15 protein-coding genes are annotated in these 14687 nt (G+C 59.1%); 2 read left to right on the top strand and 13 right to left on the bottom strand.

Annotated elements, in window-relative coordinates:
* Nucleotides 1-116: 116 nt before the first annotated feature.
* Nucleotides 117-1547, top strand: a complete 1431-nt coding sequence (locus ACA057_RS04890; RefSeq protein ID WP_497346373.1) for an aminotransferase-like domain-containing protein — start codon at nucleotides 117-119, stop codon at nucleotides 1545-1547.
* Between the two features lie 114 nt (nucleotides 1548-1661).
* Here the strand turns inward: ACA057_RS04890 and ACA057_RS04885 are convergent, their stop codons facing one another.
* The 10 genes from ACA057_RS04885 to ACA057_RS04840 all read right to left on the bottom strand — a co-directional run bounded on the left by ACA057_RS04885 (nucleotide 1662) and on the right by ACA057_RS04840 (nucleotide 10915).
* Nucleotides 1662-2462, bottom strand: a complete 801-nt coding sequence (locus ACA057_RS04885) for an N-acyl homoserine lactonase family protein (protein ID WP_497346371.1) — start codon at nucleotides 2460-2462, stop codon at nucleotides 1662-1664.
* Between the two features lie 14 nt (nucleotides 2463-2476).
* A complete protein-coding gene (locus ACA057_RS04880; RefSeq protein ID WP_497346369.1) occupies nucleotides 2477-3436 on the bottom strand; it encodes a diiron oxygenase in 960 nt (319 codons plus the stop codon).
* Between the two features lie 66 nt (nucleotides 3437-3502).
* The gene (locus ACA057_RS04875; RefSeq protein ID WP_497346367.1) at nucleotides 3503-4261 is read right to left on the bottom strand and encodes a TauD/TfdA family dioxygenase; all 759 of its coding nucleotides are present in this window, start codon (nucleotides 4259-4261) and stop codon (nucleotides 3503-3505) included.
* 21 nt (nucleotides 4262-4282) lie between these two features.
* Complete coding sequence (locus ACA057_RS04870; protein WP_497346365.1) at nucleotides 4283-5155, bottom strand: branched-chain amino acid aminotransferase; 873 nt, start codon at nucleotides 5153-5155, stop codon at nucleotides 4283-4285.
* A 24-nt stretch (nucleotides 5156-5179) separates the two neighbouring features.
* A complete protein-coding gene (locus tag ACA057_RS04865; RefSeq protein WP_497346363.1) occupies nucleotides 5180-6520 on the bottom strand; it encodes a KamA family radical SAM protein in 1341 nt (446 codons plus the stop codon).
* 30 nt (nucleotides 6521-6550) lie between these two features.
* On the bottom strand, nucleotides 6551-7195 hold the full coding sequence (gene yfcF, locus ACA057_RS04860; protein WP_497346361.1) for a glutathione transferase: 645 nt from the start codon (nucleotides 7193-7195) through the stop codon (nucleotides 6551-6553).
* A gap of 216 nt (nucleotides 7196-7411) precedes the next feature.
* Nucleotides 7412-7864: a cupin domain-containing protein gene (locus ACA057_RS04855; protein ID WP_497346359.1), complete on the bottom strand. Its 453-nt coding sequence runs from the start codon at nucleotides 7862-7864 to the stop codon at nucleotides 7412-7414.
* A gap of 84 nt (nucleotides 7865-7948) precedes the next feature.
* Entirely contained in the window at nucleotides 7949-8443 is a 495-nt protein-coding gene (locus ACA057_RS04850; protein WP_059403340.1) for a RidA family protein, read from the bottom strand.
* A gap of 50 nt (nucleotides 8444-8493) precedes the next feature.
* Nucleotides 8494-9774, bottom strand: coding sequence for an ATP-grasp domain-containing protein (locus tag ACA057_RS04845; RefSeq protein WP_497346356.1), 1281 nt, complete (start codon nucleotides 9772-9774; stop codon nucleotides 8494-8496).
* Nucleotides 9775-9814: 40 nt separating this feature from the next.
* Nucleotides 9815-10915, bottom strand: a complete 1101-nt coding sequence (locus ACA057_RS04840) for an MFS transporter (RefSeq protein ID WP_497346354.1) — start codon at nucleotides 10913-10915, stop codon at nucleotides 9815-9817.
* A 148-nt stretch (nucleotides 10916-11063) separates the two neighbouring features.
* On the opposite strand from ACA057_RS04840, the gene ACA057_RS04835 reads away from it, so the two are divergent.
* Nucleotides 11064-12473: an aminotransferase-like domain-containing protein gene (locus ACA057_RS04835; RefSeq protein WP_497346352.1), complete on the top strand. Its 1410-nt coding sequence runs from the start codon at nucleotides 11064-11066 to the stop codon at nucleotides 12471-12473.
* Nucleotides 12474-12813: 340 nt separating this feature from the next.
* Here the strand turns inward: ACA057_RS04835 and cyoE are convergent, their stop codons facing one another.
* From cyoE to ACA057_RS04820, 3 genes are read right to left on the bottom strand one after another with little or no spacing between them, the layout of a single operon-like run.
* Nucleotides 12814-13701: a heme o synthase gene (cyoE, locus tag ACA057_RS04830; protein WP_123435052.1), complete on the bottom strand. Its 888-nt coding sequence runs from the start codon at nucleotides 13699-13701 to the stop codon at nucleotides 12814-12816.
* Between the two features lie 11 nt (nucleotides 13702-13712).
* On the bottom strand, nucleotides 13713-14060 hold the full coding sequence (gene cyoD / locus ACA057_RS04825) for a cytochrome o ubiquinol oxidase subunit IV (RefSeq protein WP_497346350.1): 348 nt from the start codon (nucleotides 14058-14060) through the stop codon (nucleotides 13713-13715).
* A complete protein-coding gene (locus ACA057_RS04820; protein WP_497346348.1) occupies nucleotides 14061-14687 on the bottom strand; it encodes a cytochrome o ubiquinol oxidase subunit III in 627 nt (208 codons plus the stop codon).

The raw sequence follows: 14687 nt of genomic DNA, 5'->3' as shown, positions 1-14687 counted from the left end.
AGTATCAACAGCAGAAAAACACTTTCCCTAACCCTTCAGCATCACGGGTCCGCTTGCAGGGATCGTCAACTCACTTTCCAGCCCAAGACCTCGGTGGTGCGATTGCTGAGGTCACCATGCACACACCTCCTCTCTACCGTCAGTTAGCCAATCATTACCTTGATGCCATCCGCAGCGGCACCTTGAAAACCGGTGAACGGTTTCCTTCCATTCGACTGATGATGGAAAAACATGCGGTCAGCCTGTCGACCGCGGTGCAGGTTTGCCGGGAGCTTGAAGACTGTGGCGTGCTGGAAGCCCGACCGCGCTCCGGCAACTACATTCGCCAGCCCGACACAGTGGCCAAACCCATCACATTCGCACCTCCCCCGCCACTGGACATGGGCGTGTACGCCGGCATTCACCCACAAGTGTCATCGGTACTCAAGACCAGTCAGCGCGCGACGATCAGGGTCAATTTAGCCAGCGCTTACTGCGCGCCGGAACTCTACCCACTGAAAACCCTTCAGGACCACATGATCAAGGCGCTGCGCCACGACACGCATTTGCTCGGCGCGGCCGGTTCGACCTGCGGCAACAGCGCGTTGCGCCACATCCTTGCCCGCCGGGCGCTGACCGCCAAAGCCAACCTGACAGCGGAGCGGATTGTGATCACCAATGGCGCAACCGAAGCGATCAACCTGGCCTTGCGTGCGGTCACACAACCGGGCGACACCGTGGCGGTGGAGTCACCGACCTTTTTTGGCCTGCTGCAAATTCTCGAGAGTCTTAACCTGCGGGTGCTGGAAGTCCCGGCGACGGCGCACGCGGGAATCAATCTGTTTGCCCTCGAACAACTGCTGCAAAGTCCCGAACGGGTTCACGCGCTGATCGTCATCCCCAACCTGCAAAATCCGCTGGGCAGCATCATGCCCGACGCCAACAAAGCACGATTGGTGCAACTGTGCGCCGAGCACAACACCGTGCTGATCGAAGACGATTCCTACGGTGACCTGGTGGATACCGAGCAACCGTTGTCCACGCTCAAACACTGGGACCGTACCGACAACGTGATTTATTGCGCATCGCTGAACAAAACCCTGGCGCCCGGCATGCGTCTGGGCTGGATCAGCGCAGGAAAATGGCACGACCGCGTGGAAATGCTCAAACACACTCAGTCCCGGGGATGCGAAGCCTTGTCGCAACTGGCGGTCAGTGCGTTTATGAGGACGCCGTCCTACGAACGTTACCTACGCCGACTGAGGAAAATCCTGACGCAACAACGCGAGCAGATGAGTGCCTCAATCAGTCGATATTTTCCCGAAGGCACCCGGCTGACCCAACCTCAAGGCGGAACGTTGCTGTGGGTGGAACTGCCGCGGCACCATTCGTCCATGGCGCTGTTTCATGAGGCGTTGAAAGTCGGCATCCAGATTTCACCTGGGGATATCTTTTCCAACACCAAGCGCTTCAGCCACTGCGTGCGCATCGGCTGCGGCGCGCCGTACTCACCGCGAATCGATGAAGCCCTGGCGACCGTTGGCCAACTGCTGAAAAACCAGGGTTAAGCAATTCCTGTGGGAGCGTGGCTTGCCCGCGATGACGGTGTGTCAGACACATGAGTATTGGATGTGCTGCCGTCATCGCGGGCAAGCCACGCTCCCACAGGTTGAAGGTGATTTTCAGATCGGGTTTTGGTGCAGGCAAATGATGTGTGGGTCGTCGTTCCAATGCGGGAAGCGTTCGGCAATCAGCGGGTCGTGTCCGGGGATCACATGGTCTTCACTGTCGGCCAAACTGTCGATCAGGCTGAACGCCTCCAGTGTCTGCGCCAGATCATCCAGGATTGGAAACGGACTGCGCTGACGGATGTTCGCCCACAAATGCGCAGCATCCGACGCCAGAACAATCCATCCGCGCTCGGTGTTGACTCGCACCACCTGGCTGCCGGGTGTATGCCCGCCCACCGGGTGCAGCGTCACGCCGGGCATCACCTCGACAGTACCGGTGTGCAAACGCATGCGCCCTTCGAACAACGGCGGCAACGCCGACATCACGTCGTCGACTTCGTAGGTTTTGTTCACCGTGCGATGGGCCATTTTCGGTCCAGTGCAGAATCGTAATTCCGCCTCCTGCAAATGCACCGTCGCCTTCGGAAACAGCCCGAGGTTGCCCGCGTGATCCCAGTGCAAATGGGTCAGGATCAAGGTCTCGACCTGCGCCGGATCGATGTCCAGTTGACGTAGGGATTGTTCCGGCAGGCGATACATCTGACGGTTGCGCCGATCGGCCGTGGCCGGTTGAAAACAGGTGTCGACCACCACCACATGCTGATCGTTACGGATGACCCAGAAGTAGTAATCCAGCGGCATCGACGCATTCGGATCACCACAGCAGGCGTCGTAGAGAAAATTCTCCCTGGCGGTGCGCTGGGCGTTGGCGCCGACACGGATGGCGAACACTTCGTACACAGGAACGGACATATTCACCTCCTGACTCAGGCTGCGGCGGTGGCTTTGAGGGTCGGACGGAAGTCGAAATCAATCTGGTCGCTGATACCCAGGTCCTGCGCCAGACGATGCAGGCCGCTGTAGTCACGCATGATCGTCGCGTTCTTGTTGCTCTCCCGGGTGTCGGCGATGATCAGCGCGGCGTCCTCGACTCCCAGCTGCGTCAGAATCGCCTCCCACATTGAGTAGTCCTGAGCGACAAAAGCACTCAGCGCCACCGACAACGTGCGTGCGAAAAATGCCCGCTGGGTCGGCTGCATGTTCGCGTACATGACCTTCGCCACCTCGGCGAGAATCTTGCTGTGGGCATACTCGTCACGGTTGTGCAGCTCGGCCACGCGGCGGTTTTGCGGTTGAATGCTCTGGTCGTCGGCTAGCAGGTCCAGATAGGCGTTGACGCTGATCTCGGCGACCACCGCAAAGGTGATTGCCGCCAGGTCACGCTGCCATTGTTCCGGCAATTCTTCGCGCAGTGCGACCAGGCGCAGGTAAGTCACCGATGGCGGCAGGTCCAGATCCTGATCGAGCGCCCGCTCCACTTTGGTCCGTTCGACGGCCCGCAAGTGCATGAGCGTGTGGTAGTGCTCGTCGATCAAGGTCTGCTGCATCGCCTCGCGAAAATGCCAGTCGTCCTTGCCCAGGTATTGATTGGCAATGACGCTGAGCGCCGGGTTCACCACGTGTTCTTCGGCGGTCACCGTGCGCAGGTTGTAGCCGATCCAGCCCCAGGTCACCACGGTGCTCTTGAGCTCATCGCTCAGCGCCTGGAATTTCGGGTGATGGAAAAACGGCACCATGCACTCCGGATAATCCGGGCGTGTCGGGTCGAACGCTTCACTGACGCTGGCCCGGTCCGGTGAACAGACCGTGGCCCGTTTGGTCCACGCCTGATTCAGACGTATCACCAGTTGATGATCGACTGTGGCGATCTCGATTGCAGTTTGCATGACGCGATACCTGTAAGACGCGTACCCCCGAGGGGTACGCCGATGGAATGTTGGGCGACGGATGATTCAGGCCAGCCAGTAGCGGGTCAGGTTTCGCGCCGGGTCAGTGTAACGACTGCGCGCATGAATCATTCGCCAGTTGTCCCAAATCAGCATGCACCCGTCGGGAATCAGCACCGGGGTGTTGTGCTCGACGAAATAGGCTTCGCCCAGCACCGCGAACCTGGCCAGGGGCGACGAGTTATTGGCGACCTGCGAGTGAAGCAGGTCCTCCTTGGAAGGATTCACGTCGCCGTAGTGAAACTGGTTGTAGCTGAAACGGAAAATATCCCCGGCCTCTGTAGGCGTCAGGATGTACTCCTTGACCCGACGCTGCGCAGCTTCGCCCGGCTTGGCGGTGGCGACGAACTCGACAGGCGTGTCGTTGATCCACTCCCGCAACTCGGGATCGGTGCGTTCGAGAAAACTCAGAAACTCAAGGCCGTCGACCAGTCCCGTATGCCCGCCACCACACGTCGCCTGTTGGTGACAATGCAACGCCAGATAACGCGGCGGCGGCCCATACACCGGCGCTTCGGTGTGCGGGCCGATGCCATTCATGCTCTGGGAGTACGGCAAATCTTCGTACCCCGGTTTACGGGTGATGGCGAACGCCATTTGCCCATTGAATTGCGGAATGATCGGGCCGAACTCCTGCAGCGTGCCTACAACATCATCGGCGAATTCGTCGGGCGTCAGCACCGTCCAGCCTTGCGCCGACAGTTCTTCATGGCGGTGGCCCAGTGAAACGTAAGGTACAGACGCAGCAATCCCTTGATCGGTCATGGTGGTATTCCTGGCGGTTGATCAGGCGTTTACGGTTGAGGTGTACGCGGCAATGAATTCGCTGCAGGCAGTGCCCGGTCGATAGTGCTGTTCATCGATGCTTTGCACGGGTGTGATTTCGGCGGCGGTGCCCGTCAGAAAACACTCGTCGAAGTCGCCAAGCTCTGTAGGAAGAATGGTTCTTTCGATCACTTGATAATCCAGTGCCTTGGCCAGGTCGATGACGGTCTGACGGGTAATGCCGTTGAGGAAACACTCCGGCAGTGGCGTGTGCAGCGTCCGGTCTTTGGCGAAGAACACATTGGCGCTGGTGGCTTCGGCCACATGGCCGCGCCAGTCGAGCATCAAGGCATCGTGGTAGCCGTGGTTTTCCGCGTCGTGCTTGCTCAGCGTCGCTATCTGGTAATGCCCGGACGCCTTGGCCTCGAAGGGGCTGCAACTCGGTGGCGGACGACGCCAGGCGGCGGTCTTCAAACGGATGCCGGCCATGCGCGCCGCCGGGTCGAAGTAACTCGGCCATTGCCAGCAGGCAATCGCTACGTGAATGCTGTTGAAGCGTGCCGAGGTGGAAATCATTTCACTGCCGCGCCAAGCCACCGGCCGCAGATAACCGTCGACCACGTTGTTGCGCATGAGCAGTTCATGGCTCGCCGCTTCCAGTTCGGCGAGCGCATAGGGAATGGCAAAGTCCATCAACTGCGCCGAGCGATACAGCCGCTCGCTGTGTTCACGCAATTTGAAGATCTTGCCGTTGTAGACGCGCTCCCCCTCATACACCGTGCTTGCGTAATGCAGGCCGTGGGTCAGCACGTGCAGCCGCGCCTGGGACCACTCGACAAACTCGCCGTCGAGCCAGATCAATCCTTCGCGTTGATCAAACGGGATGCCACTCATATCCCTATCTCCTGATGAATCGTCCTACGCCGTTTCGAGCAGGACCGGTATCAATTCGGGTGCGGCCACAGCTTCGGCCTGAAAGAAGAACGAGCGCTCGCCGAACGCCGGTCGCAACTCATCAAACCAGGTCGCCTGTGGATCGAAGCGCGCACAAAACGTGCGCAGCACCCACTGCGGATTGCGCGCCTGAAGGAACTGCAGCACGAAGACTTTTTCCCCGGCCACGGTTTCGATCCCGTTGATCAGCACCTTGCCGTAGAAGGTGCTCATGGACGGCCCGCGAACCGTGCGCGCCAGCCCGGACACCGTGCGATACGCCGCCTGGAAAATTTCGAACGCCCGGGCCAACGGCATTGCGAAATAGTGGCTGGGGCCGGTGTCGCGCTCGACAAACATGTAATAAGGGATCGCCCCGAGCCGCACGCCTTCGGTCCAGAGTGCAGCCCAATCGGCAGGATTTTCGTTGATGTGCCGAATCACCGGCGCCTGCATGCGCAAGGTCGCCCCGGTCGAACGAATGCGTTCGACGGCCTGGCGGGCAATGTCCTGGTGGAGCTCTACCGGGTGGTTGTAGTGGCCCATGATCGAGAGATTTTTCCCTGCCGCGACGATCCGTTTAAACAGTTCGAGCAGCTCGGGCGCATCCTTGTCGCTGACAAACCGCTGCGGCCAATACGCCACGGATTTAGTGCCGATGCGGATGCTTTTCAGGTGGCTCAGTTCCAGCAACGGCTCGATGTACCCCGCCAGCGAACGGGTGTTCATGATCAGCGGATCACCCCCGGTAACCAGCACGTCGGTGACTTCGGTGTGCTCACGCAAGTAACTCACCAGTTCCTGGGATTCACGGGCGTTGAACTTGAGTTCTTCCTCGCCGATGAACTGCGCCCAGCGAAAACAGAAAGTGCAGTAGGCGTGACACGTCTGACCGGCACCGGGGAAAAACAGCACGGTTTCGCGGTATTTGTGCTGAATGCCCGACAGGACTTTGCCGTTGTGCATCACGCTGTTGTGCGTCAGTTGCCCGGCCGGATGCGGATTCATGCGCAGCCAGATCGCCTCGATCCGACGTTTGATGGCGACCGCATCATCCTGCTCGATCAGCTGCTTGAGCGACGTGTACTCGTCCGGCAGCAACATGTCCTTATGGGGAAAGGTCATGCGAAAAATCGGATCGTCAGGGATGTTGTTCCAGTCGATCAGCGAGCCCAGGACGTATTCATTGGTGCGAAACGGCATGACCCGGGCCACCACCGTCATGGCTTCCTGCAACGCTGGCGTCAGTTTCTGCCAGTACGGCGTGTCGCGAATGGTGCGTGAGTTATAGGGTTTGTATCTTTCCTGCTCCGACATTCCCTGCATGGCAGCGCTCCTGATAATGGCTGGCCGTTCTTACTGGATGGCGGGCGTTACTCGCTCTATATCCATCCATGCCCGAACGCTGTCGCGATCCCACTGCCGCTGGACATAAGCGGCGAGTCGGGCGGGAACGTGATCGCCATTGGCGACCAGCCGGTTGAGCATGATTGCCAGGTCGGTGTCGGCAATGCTCCAGTCACCAAACAGGTGTTCAGCGCCCCCTTCCAGCAATCGATCGGCGACGAAGAACAAGCGGTCGACGGCGGCCAAAGCCTCGTCGGACAGCGGGTTGTCTTTCTTGCCGAAGTAGATGAGGTCCGCCGGGCGCTCTTTGCGAATGACCAGCAGATCACTGCGCAGCCAGGCCTGGAGTTGACGGGCACGGGCGCGCTGTTTGATGTCCAGCGGGTATAGTTTTTTATGGCCGGGAGAGAGTTCATCCAGATATTCGGCGATGGCCGAAGATTCCGACACTGCAAAACTCCCATGAACTAAAGTCGGGATTTTGCAAGTTAACGATAAATGCTGATAAGGCCTCAGATAGTTCTCACGACTCTTTAAATCGACAGTCGCCAAGTCAAACGGAAGTTGCTTTTCCTTGAGCGCCACAAATGCCGACATCGCAAATGCACTGACAAAATCCACACCCACATAGAGTTTAAGCTTCGTACTTTCCATAGATCGGTTCCTTGCTTTAACCACATTAATCCGTTGCATGGAATCGATCGTAGTAAGTTGCTCAAGCGCTGAACAGATACAGAAATTATCTGTTTCTATCGATACAGACATTCGAAAAAGGCGGGTTCTGGAGGGGCAACAAAAAAACAAAAAGGGAGTCAGCGAACGCGGACTCCCTGGTGTGCAACGGAAGGGAAATGAGAGTGGTCAGGCGGTTCAGGAATTGGAGAGCTGTGCCATTTGCGGCATGTTGCTCATGTTCAGCATGGCCAGCGGTTCAGTGGCGCTGGTGTTGACGAAGCCGTGCTGGGTCCAGGCCGGCACCAGCAACACATCGCCGGAGCTGACGCTCACTTCATCGGCATCGCCCAGGCTTAACGCGCCGCTGCCGGACTGGATGATGAACAGGTGCCACCACGCATGAGCGTGCCCATTGAGCACCGCGCCCGGTTTCAACCATTGCATCGACACCGCCATCCCGGGCGTCAACTTGCACCCTTCGATACTGTTGTCGTGGGCCAGCGCGACTATATCGATCTCACTGGCCTCAAGGCGCTGACGCATGTCTGTCAGTTCAGCGCCCTTCCACACCCGTGCACTGACCGCTGGCTGCTGCAAACTCTGGCGAAAGTCGTTATATGAAAAAAACCCACCTTGAACGTTATTCATCCGCGCGCACCAACTTATCTTGTCGACTTTAGTGACCGAACCTTAGGCCAACCCCTAAACACTGTAAAGTCGAACACCTTAAACTCATAACGCCGATGGCCGCAGTGCCGCAATCATGTCCACTTCAACAGCCGCATTTTTCGGAAGTTGATACACCCCGATGGTTGTCCGGGTATGTTTGCCGGCATCTCCCAGTACATGGCTGAATACATCCGATGCGCCGTTGGCCACTTCGCTGAGATCAACAAAGTCCGCCGTGGACTTCACATACACTGTTACCCGGATCAATGACTTGATTTTATCCAGCGAACCGATGGCATCGACAATCAGCGCCAGCGCACGCATCGCGCTGATACTGGCGGCCGCCTGGGCATCCGCCAGGCTGAGCTCCAGCCCCACTCGGCCGGGGTACTGAATTTTGCCGTTCATGCGCGGCACCATTCCGCTGATGTACAGCTCATCGTGATGCCGGACCAGCGGAGCATAATGCCCGCCGGCGGTGTTCTCGCCGTAGATGTCGTAGTCGAGTTCTTTGGCCAGGGTGATGAAACGTTCATCACAGCTCATGCGCTCAATCATTTACCAAACCCTCTCAATCAATACTGCAAAAAATCATTGATCCCGCAGGCTCAGCCCACGGCTCTTGAGGCCGATGCCAGGCAGGTGACCTCGACGCGTGATTCGATCGCCTCGGCCAGACGCAGTAAGTCGTTACTGAGCTGTCCGTAGTCCTCGCGGAACAACACGATGTGGCCGATGAACGAGGTGTTGTCTTGCACCAGCGCCGTGACCGAGTCACTGAGGCGCTTGGCGTATACCGCTTCCACCAGTTCGATGTTCAGTTCTTGGGCCAGGGACTCGATGTCCGGCACGTAGCGCAACAGACCGCCGGCCGGTGCCCGGAGCAGGCGAATGCCGCAGTAGCCGCGAGCGACGGGATCGTGAGGATCGGTCGTGCCTTCCACCGCCCATCTGACCCAGCGTTCCCACGGATCGAAGTCGACGAACGCCAGGCGCGCGAGGTCCCAGATGTGCATGCCACCGGGACGCATGTTGGTTTCTACCGCCGAGGTCAGGCCGTCGCGGCGCAGGAAAATCTCGTTGTGATAGGCGCCGTTATCCAGCGAAACCAGGCCCGACATGTGTCGACCAGCCGCCGCCAGTCGAACCTGTCCGTCGGCGGCCAGCGGTGCCGGCACGATTTGCTGGATCTCCGCGCGATAGGCGCCTTCGGTGGTGGTTTTCTCGGTGACCCAGGTGCTGCCGGCTACGTAATCCCAGCTGTATTCCCGGGCGTTCTGGATCAACTCTTCGAGGACGATGCCGCCTTCGCGATACGGCTTGAGCGCCTGCCAGACCTCGTCGCATTCGGACGGATGATGGATGACCCGGCAGCCTCGGCTCGCCCCTTCGCAGGCTGGCTTGATAAACGCTTTGCCGCCCAGTTCGACGACCCTTTTGCGCAGCTCGGCCACGCTCTCGATACGCGCGGAAAACACCGGGCGGTAATCGTCTGGCGACGTCTCGGCGGCCGCTTCCAGCTTGCGGAAAATCTGCTTGTCCAGCCCCGCTCGCGCTTCACTTGGGGTGATGCCGGGCAAACCGTAATGGGTGGCCAGCGCCGCGCCGAGCAGCACACCGCGGTCGGAGAACGGCAGCACGCCGATCAGCTTCCAGCGGTCGGCATTCAGGCAACCCGCCACCAGTTCGAGGGAGCTGGCTACGTCTTCCGGCGCCAGTGAGGTGCTGCAAACGTGGTCGGCCACCTGATCGTCATCGTGTTGGATTTTCTCGACCAGCAGGATCAGTCGGGCGTTATAGAGTTTTCTGCAGAGGTCGCGCAACTTCTGGATATCGTGAACCCGATTGCCGTTGTACCCGACCACCACTACGCAAGATGTCGTATTCATGAAGCACCCGACCTGTGAAGAAAATAACGGAAACACTGACTTAGTCGTGCAGTGACGCGTTGGATTTTCGGTTGAGCCAGTACCAGGCCAGAATCCCGCCCGCGCCGATGGCGGCCAGCACCAGCGCGTTGTACGGCGGCGGCACCACGCGCATGAGCAGCACCGTCAGCCCGGCACCCACGCCGAGGGAGACTTCCTTGACGAACATGTTGTTTTGTTTGACGGAGAAGTAATCGAGGTAGCTGAACGCGCATTCGGCGATGGACAGCAGCGCCACCCAGATCAGCGCACCGGCGAGGGTTTCAACGTGGAACGCGGCCGGCGACGAGAGCACCGCAAAACCGCCGATGATAATCCCGATCACCGCGACCACCTTGAAGCGCCCGGTGCGCTCGATGAGCTTCATCACCGGCACCTGCGCGAATACCACCACGGCGCTGTTGAGGATCAGCATCAAGCCGTACCAGGCCGGCAACTCACCGGTTTCGAGGAGGATGGCTTGCGGCAGGATCGAGAACACGCCGAACAGCTTGATGCCCATGATGATGCCGGCGATCACCCACGGCAGTTTGTTGCGCCAGCCGCTGCCGTCCTGGCTCGCCGGGCGGGCAACCACCGGATCAGTGGTAAACGTTGCCCCCATGGCAATGGGCAGGCACAGCAGAACGAAACTCGCGGCGCCGAGGAAAAACATCGTGGGGGTCAACAGCGGCGAAAGCAGGATCAACCCCGCCAGCAGGCTGCCCATGTTCATCGCGACACGGTTGTAGGCGGCGCCCTCTTTGGTTTGGGCGGCTTCGCTTTTGATCAGGTAACCGGCGATGGCGATGCCATAAGCGAACAACGCGGCAGCAAACATCACCATGCCTTGATTGCGGGTGACCGCCAGCAGTACCAGCCCGAGGGCAGCGCACAGCAGTGTGACGCTCAGGGAACGGCGGCCCAGCACCAGCAATGTCAGCGGCAGCAGCAACAGCAAGGCCCGATAACCGAGGGCGAGAATGCTGTTGGTGGCCGTGTCGAGCCAGACGTTGGCCTTGCCCAACACCGCGAACAGCGACACGGCCGTGATGATCCGGATCGTGAACAGACGGATGTTGATCACCGGTTTGGCGATGGCGACCGTTGTTTCGACACTCATGCAACACCTCTGAAACCAAGCGATTGCAGGGCTACGTGCGCCGACAATCAAGAAAGTCTGTAAGGTGATAGTAGAGAGCGACACTTGTTCTGATCAGAGCAAGTTCGTATAGAATCGAACGAACTTTACTGCCGGAGAGACCAGTAAAATGCAGGTTCAGCGTGCAGTGATCGCCGCCATCGAATTTCAGCCCGGCGTACCGCTGGTCCAGCAGATCGTCGATCAGCTGACCGTGGCGATCAACCAGGGCGGCCTGCCCCACGGCTCCCGGCTGCCGCCGATTCGCGAACTCTCCGACTTGATGAACGTGGGCAAATCCACGGTGGTCGATGCCCTGGACCGCTTGCGGGCCAAGGGCCTGGTGGTTTCACGCCAGGGCTCGGGGCATTTCGTGCACCGCTCCAGCCTCACGACCCAGACCGATGCCGGCCCCGACCTGCAACCCCAAGACACCCTGAGCGTGGTCCGCCGCGCGGTGCTGCAAGACAATGGTTCGTTGCGCCCGGGTGCCGGTTTTCTGCCGTCCTCGTGGCTGCCGGCGGACGAATTGCTCAAAGCCGTGCGCGGCACCTTGCGCGCCACTTCCCTGCGCATGGGCGAATACGGCGTTGCCGGTGGTTACCTGCCGCTGCGCGAGGCGTTGCGGGTCAAGCTGTCGACCTTGGGCATCGAAGTGCCGGTGGACCAGATCATCACCACAGCCAACACCGTGCAAGCCATCGACATGCTGATGCGCCTGCTGGTCAAACCCGGCGACACGGTGCTGCTCGACGATCCGTGCTACTTCACCATGCACGCCAACCTGGCGTTGCACGGTGCCAAGGTCATCACTATCGCGCGCGATTGTGACGGCATGGACCTGGAGGCTTTCGAGCAATTGCTGATCGCCCATCGTCCCGTTCTCTACATGACCAACAACGCGCTGCATAACCCGACCGGGCACTCGTTCTCCCCGGCGCAGGTCTATCGCTTGCTGGAATTGAGTCACCGTTATGGTTTCCACATCCTTGAAGACGATTTGTACTGCGACCTGCAGCAACGAAGGACGCCGCGCCTGGCCGCGGGCGGGCTGGACAATGTCACTTACGTCTCCGGTTTTTCCAAAACCCTGACCGCCAACAGCCGCGTCAGCTACGCGGTATTGTCACCGCAACTTGCGGCGCGGATGGTGGTGCTGAAAATGACCTGTGGCGGCATGACCTCGGAACTGGCGGAGCAGATTATCTGCACGATGCTCAGCGACGGCAGCTACGCCAAACATACCCGGCGTACAGTCGATCGGCTTTATGAGTCGAGCAGTCGGGTAACAAGCTGGTTGTTGGAAGCAGGTTGTTCGGTGTCCTCGCTGCCGCATGAGGGCTTGTTCCTCTGGACGCGTTTGCCCGAAGGATTTCATGCCGAAACGCTGGCGAGAAAAGGCCTGGACATCGACCTCGTACTGGCGCCGGGCACCCTGCTAAGCAAAGCGCCGAACGCGAGCCACTTCCTGCGTTTTAACGTTGCCCATAGCGATAACCTGCAAGTGCGCGAGCGGTTTTTCCGGTTGCTCGATAGCTGAGTTTTCCTGATACACCGCGGTGCGGCCTTCGCGAGCAAGCCCGCTCTCACAGGGGCTCAGCGTTGTACTCAAAATTACTGGCAACGCCAATCCAATGTGGGAGCGAGCCTGCTCCCGAAGAGGCCGCTACATCCGGCATCGATGTCGCCTGACACTACGCCATCGCGAGCAGGCTCGCTCCCACAGGGGTTCAGCGTTCTACTGAAAACTGGGGACGCCGCCGATCAAATGTGGGAGCGGGCTTGCTCGCGAAGGCGGCCACTCGGTCCACCAGAAACGCCCTAATAAAAAACCCCGCACATCTCTCGATGGCGGGGTTTTTCTTTACAGCGTCCGACGCTTAAGGCGCGTAAGTCAGCAACAACTCACTCGGTACCTTGAAGTCCAGCGACATCATCACGCTCAACGCGGTAATGGTGAAGATCGAGAACACGAACAGCTTGCGTGCCCAGACTGTGTCATCCACTGCCTTGTAGCCGGTCCAGGCCATGTACAACCAGTACATGCCCATGGCCGCGGCGACGGCAAGGTAGCTCATGCCGGCGTAGCCGCTGAAGGTCAGCATCAAGGTCGCCACAAGGAAGGCCAGGATGTAGATCAGGATGTGCTTCTTCGCCACTTGAATCCCGCGCTTCACCGGCAGCACCGGAATCGAGGCGGCCAGGTAATCGTTGAAGCGGAAGATCGCGATGGCGTAGGAATGCGGCATCTGCCACAGGCTGAACATCACCAGCAACGTCAGTGCGGCCATGTCGAAGCTGTTGGTGACGGCAACGTAGCCGATCACCGGCGGCATCGCCCCCGACAGACTGCCCACCAGCGTGCCGTGAACCGACTTGCGCTTGAGGTACAGGCTGTAGAAACCGACGTAGATGACGAAGCCAATCACCGCAAACAGCGCGGCCAACGGGTTCGCCACCTTGTACAACAACGCCACGCCGGCAACACCCAGGACGGTCGCAAAGGCCAGGGCCAGTTTCAGGGAGATCAAGCCCTGGACCAGCACCCGGTTCTTGGTGCGTTCCATCTTCAGGTCGATGTCGCGGTCGATGCAGTTGTTGAACACGCAACCGGAGGCCACGACCAGGGAGGTGCCGATCATCGCCGCCAGGAAGATGGCCAGATCGACATGCCCTTTCGAGGCCAGGAAAAATCCGCCCGCCACAGAAAGCACGTTACCGAAAATGATCCCCGGTTTGGTGATTTGGATAAAGTGCTTAAAGGACATCCGGAGTTTCCTCAGTGCGCCATCATGTTGGTGTGGATGCTGAACATGATCCACAGCGACAGGCCTACCAACAGAACGATCACCAATGCGGCGAAGACAAACGCGATCACGTTGTTACGCTGGGCAGCGGAGCGGTCCAGGTGGAGGAAGTACACCAAGTGAACGAGCACCTGGATTACTGCGAAGGCCAGTACGATCCACAGGGTCATGGCTTTCGGCAGCGATGGGTACATCACCAGCCCGAAAGGAATGACGGTCAGGATCACCGACAGGATGAAGCCGATGGCGTAGGACTTGACGCTGCCGTGGTTGGCGTCGTGGTCATCGTGGCCAGCGTGGGAATGAGCTGAGTTAGCCATTTACATAGTCCCCATCAGATAAACAACGGTGAATACGCAGATCCACACGACGTCCAGGAAGTGCCAGAACAGGCTCAGGCAGCTCAGACGGGTCTTGTTGGTCGCCGTCAGGCCGTTTTTCTGCACCTGGTACATCATGATCGCCATCCAGATCAGACCGCTGGTCACGTGCAGACCGTGGGTGCCGACCAGGGTGAAGAACCCGGACAGGAAGCCGCTGCGGCTAGGGCCGTAGCCCTCGGAAATCAGTACGTGAAACTCGTTGATTTCCATGCCGATGAAGCCGGCACCGAACAGGAAGGTCATCGCCAGCCAGCCCAGCACTTGAGTCTTTTTGCCTTTGAACAACGCCAGCATGGCGAAGCCGTAGGTGATCGAGCTGAACAACAGCAGGGCGGTTTCGCCCAGCACGTATGGCAGCTCGAAGATGTCGTGGCCCGACGGGCCACCCGCTACGTTGTTAACCAGTACCGCGTACACCGCGAAGATCGACGCAAACAAAATGCAGTCGGTCATCAGGTAGAGCCAGAAACCGAATACGGTCATCTCGCCCGAGTCGTGGTGATGGTCATCGTGCCCATGTCCATCGACATGGGTGTGTCCAGCATTGGTCACTAAGTTCGACAT

It is taken from the genome of Pseudomonas sp. LBUM1661, from assembly GCF_059695925.1.
The sequence above is the reverse complement of the archived record's forward strand: the minus strand, read 5'-3'. Positions and strand labels throughout refer to the sequence as shown.

Coding starts and splice junctions, on each gene's coding strand:
- ACA057_RS04890 (WP_497346373.1), top strand. CDS start 117: ATGCACACACCTCCTCTCTACCGTCAGTTAGCCAATCATTACCTTGAT.
- ACA057_RS04885 (WP_497346371.1), bottom strand. CDS start 2,462: ATGTCCGTTCCTGTGTACGAAGTGTTCGCCATCCGTGTCGGCGCCAAC.
- ACA057_RS04880 (WP_497346369.1), bottom strand. CDS start 3,436: ATGCAAACTGCAATCGAGATCGCCACAGTCGATCATCAACTGGTGATA.
- ACA057_RS04875 (WP_497346367.1), bottom strand. CDS start 4,261: ATGACCGATCAAGGGATTGCTGCGTCTGTACCTTACGTTTCACTGGGC.
- ACA057_RS04870 (WP_497346365.1), bottom strand. CDS start 5,155: ATGAGTGGCATCCCGTTTGATCAACGCGAAGGATTGATCTGGCTCGAC.
- ACA057_RS04865 (WP_497346363.1), bottom strand. CDS start 6,520: ATGCAGGGAATGTCGGAGCAGGAAAGATACAAACCCTATAACTCACGC.
- yfcF (WP_497346361.1), bottom strand. CDS start 7,195: ATGGAAAGTACGAAGCTTAAACTCTATGTGGGTGTGGATTTTGTCAGT.
- ACA057_RS04855 (WP_497346359.1), bottom strand. CDS start 7,864: ATGAATAACGTTCAAGGTGGGTTTTTTTCATATAACGACTTTCGCCAG.
- ACA057_RS04850 (WP_059403340.1), bottom strand. CDS start 8,443: ATGATTGAGCGCATGAGCTGTGATGAACGTTTCATCACCCTGGCCAAA.
- ACA057_RS04845 (WP_497346356.1), bottom strand. CDS start 9,774: ATGAATACGACATCTTGCGTAGTGGTGGTCGGGTACAACGGCAATCGG.
- ACA057_RS04840 (WP_497346354.1), bottom strand. CDS start 10,915: ATGAGTGTCGAAACAACGGTCGCCATCGCCAAACCGGTGATCAACATC.
- ACA057_RS04835 (WP_497346352.1), top strand. CDS start 11,064: ATGCAGGTTCAGCGTGCAGTGATCGCCGCCATCGAATTTCAGCCCGGC.
- cyoE (WP_123435052.1), bottom strand. CDS start 13,701: ATGTCCTTTAAGCACTTTATCCAAATCACCAAACCGGGGATCATTTTC.
- cyoD (WP_497346350.1), bottom strand. CDS start 14,060: ATGGCTAACTCAGCTCATTCCCACGCTGGCCACGATGACCACGACGCC.
- ACA057_RS04820 (WP_497346348.1), bottom strand. CDS start 14,687: ATGTCGAACTTAGTGACCAATGCTGGACACACCCATGTCGATGGACAT.